Origin of the sequence: Lentzea aerocolonigenes (genome assembly GCF_000955955.1) — a bacterium.
Taxonomy (GTDB): domain Bacteria; phylum Actinomycetota; class Actinomycetes; order Mycobacteriales; family Pseudonocardiaceae; genus Lentzea; species Lentzea aerocolonigenes_A.
Window position 1 is genome coordinate 1 of the sequence record NZ_JYJG01000415.1, and the last position, 3,191, is coordinate 3,191.

The 3,191-nt window shown below is 68.2% G+C and carries 2 protein-coding genes; both read left to right on the plus strand.

Going from position 1 to position 3,191, the window contains the following annotated elements; translation table 11 throughout:
- Window positions 1–174 precede the first annotated feature (174 nt).
- Window positions 175–2,430 carry a hypothetical protein gene (locus UK23_RS49395; protein ID WP_156213762.1) on the plus strand — a complete coding sequence of 752 codons (2,256 nt, stop codon included), beginning with the start codon at window positions 175–177 and terminating at the stop codon, window positions 2,428–2,430.
- A 56-nt stretch (window positions 2,431–2,486) separates the two neighbouring features.
- Complete coding sequence (locus UK23_RS41440) at window positions 2,487–3,161, plus strand: hypothetical protein (RefSeq protein WP_045317289.1); 675 nt, start codon at window positions 2,487–2,489, stop codon at window positions 3,159–3,161.
- The last annotated feature ends 30 nt before the right edge of the window (window positions 3,162–3,191 follow it).

Genomic DNA, 3,191 nt, shown 5'->3' on the forward strand with positions numbered 1-3,191 from the left:
TCCATCCACTGTAGATGGTTCTGCATTTTCCGGGCGCCCCTTGCGATCCGCGCTATGCTCGACTCGCACCGGGGCACGCCCTGGGGAACTCGGGGGAGTTCGGCGTAAGCCGTTGGTGCTGTTGCCGGAGGGGGATCCGTGCGAATAGCAAGTTCTCTTTGTGCTGTAATCATTTTGTCGACCAGCGGAGTAGTCGCGACGCAGGCCGTCGCCGAACCCGCCAAGTGCGATGTCCGCTGTGTGCACGTGCGGGCGGAGCTCGATCGGGCGCCGAGCGTGGGCGAGACCGCCCTGGTCAGCTTCGAGGTGAAGTCCGATGTGGACTTGAAGGCGGTCAGGATCGACGCGGACGTACCGGGAATCGCCAGGTGGAACACCGTTCCGGACGGGTTGTCCGTCACGGAAGTCAGCTCTCGCGTGCCGACCGACTTCGAGAAGGTCGGGCGTGCCGGTACGACGATGGACCTCACCGCGGGGCAGACGGTGCGGTTCAGGGGTGCGGTGACCGCTGCCGGCGCCGGGACGCTGCTGCTCACCGTGCGCGCGGTCGCGCCGGTGGATCCGCAGGTCAACTCCGACACGTTCGTCGCGGCCACGACGATCGGCGCCGACCAGCAGTCGTCCTACCTCGGTTCACGTGCCGAAACCGGTGCCACGAGCCGGCTTCCGGACGGTGCCAAGGCCACCCGTGCCACGCCGTGGCTCACTCCGTCCGCCGCGTCGGCGGCCACGCTGCCCAAGCCGCACAGCGACGATCCGCCACGTGCCGCGCAGGCTGCACCGGTGTGCGCGACCGGCAGCTGGAACTACCGCGACCACACGGGAACGTTCCGCCCGGCGGCGAACTTCCTGGTCGAGGCCTGGGACGACGACTTCGGACCTGACGACCTGCTCGGTGTCGCGCTCACCGACGGCAACGGCGGGTTCCGGCTGTGCTTCCCGAACGACGACGGCTCCGGCGGGGCCGACGTGTACCTGAAGTTCGTGGCGCAGAACGGTTCGTGGGGCGTCGAGTTCGACGACGACCCGTACAACTTCCGCACCGCCACCATGGACGACGCCGGAGACGGGCGCACGCTGCAGTTCGGTGCGCAGCAGCCGACCGATCCGCGGTACATGCGTGCCGTGGAGGCGTTCGACCACATCAACTCCGCGTCCGACTGGACGCCGGGCGACTGCTGGGACGCGGACGACCACGACTGCCGGCGCGTCGACTTCAACTGGCGCTGGGACTACAACCCGAGCATCAACCACTACGACCAGGACGACGACGAGGTCCACCTGCGTGCCAACGCGCCGGACTTCCGCAGCATCGTGGTGCACGAGCTCGGGCACGCCGTGATGGACGACGTGTACAACGACAACTTCCCGACCGCCAACTGCCCGTCGCCGCACTTCATCGAACGCAACAGCGGTGCGAACTGCGCGTGGACCGAGGGTTTCCCCGACTGGTACCAGGCGGCGGTGTTCAACGACCACGAGTACCGCGCCGACACGTTCGCGGTCGAGCTGGAGAACGTGACCTGGGGCGAGCCGGGCTGGGACAACGGCGACGTCGTCGAAGGCCGCGTGGCCGGCGCGCTGCTGGACCTGGCGGACACCCACAACGAGCCGTACTGGGACACCCGGTCGGAAAACCCCTACACCGAGATCTGGCAGACGTTCCTGCGGTTCCGCTCGTCGAACTTCGCCGAGTTCTGGCGTCAGCGCGGACAGGCCGGGTTCGACGTCGGTGCCGAGCCGCTGGGCGTGCTGTACCAGAACACGATCGACTACGGGTTCCGCGAGCCGCTGGGCGACTACCAGACGCGGGTCCGGCCGGCACCGGGGCAGAACCAGCCGCACCGGTACCGGGTCGACACGAACGTCTTCTTCTGGTCGGTCGTCGCACTGCGGCCACCCGCCAACGCGGACTACGACCTGCGCCTCTACGACGACGCGGACCTGCGCTCCCTGCTGGCGGTGAGCGTGGCCGGTCAGGGCGAGGTCGACTTCATCGCGATCGACTCGAACCAGGGCGGCCGCCCGCCAGGGGACTTCTACCCCGAGGTGACGCACGTGAACGGGACCGGTGACTACCGGATCCAGTTCGCGAACGGCGCGCACCTGCTCGCGCCGCAGGAGAAAGTCACCATGGGCGAGAACAACGTCGTGGTGGCGCGGGACCACTGCGTCGAGGCGGGCACGAAGTTCACCGTGACCGCGACACCGGACAACGCGAGCCAGGACGCGCAGCTGTTCGTCATGTCGTCCGACGGCAGCCGGCCGGTCATCGCGACGCGGGCGCAAGCCGCAGCGTCGTCAACCGGTCACGGGCCAGGTGAGGCGGAAACCGTCGAGTTCACGGCGCCAGGACCAGCGCTGGACTGCTACAGCGTGGTGCTGGTGAACAAGGCAGGCAACGGAACGTACACGATTTCCGTCTCCTGACGTGGCGGGTTGCCCTGGGTTCGTCCCGGGGCAACCCCCGGACAGGGGAGAAGCTGATGCGGTGGTTGGTGGTGCTCGCGGTGGTGCTCGCCGGATGCGGGGCTGATGTCCCCGCGTTGCCGGACGGACTCGTGCTGCAGGCGAGACAGCTGGTCGGCATGCCCAGTCCACGTCCTGCGGAGCTACCGGAGTTCAGTCTCTACGGCGACGGCACGGTGATCCGGCCGGGCCCTCCGGCAGGTGCTCTGCAAACCGCGGAGAAAGTCCACATAGGACAAGAGCGCGCCATGAACTTCTACCAGGAGGCTCATGACGCCGGATTGGACCGCGACCAGGAGATCAGGAACGACTCGGTGGTCGACGGGTACGCCCAGGTGTTCGTGCTGAGCTCCCGCGGCAAGCGGTTCGTGACCAAGGCGACGAACCCCGAAGGGGAACTGGCCGAATTCCACTCGAGGTTGCACGTGGACGGCGCGGCGACGCCCTACCAGCCGGCGAAGATCGCCGCGGTGGGCTGGGCGCCGGACTCCTCGCAGAACGCGGAGCAGTGGCCGTTCGCGCCGCTGGACCAGCGGGTCGACGCCGGCTTCTGCGTGACACTCGACGCGGCAGGGGTGGCGGAGTTCGCGCGGAAGGTGCCGAAGGGGACGCGGTTCCGCAGCGGCGGGACGACGTTCGTCGTGGTGTTCCGGCCGTTGTTGCCGGGTGAGTCCGGGTGCGGTGACGTCTAGACGGTTGATTCCAAGGGTCGGCAGCCACGG

Coding starts and splice junctions, on each gene's coding strand:
- UK23_RS41440 (WP_045317289.1), top strand. CDS start 2,487: ATGCGGTGGTTGGTGGTGCTCGCGGTGGTGCTCGCCGGATGCGGGGCT.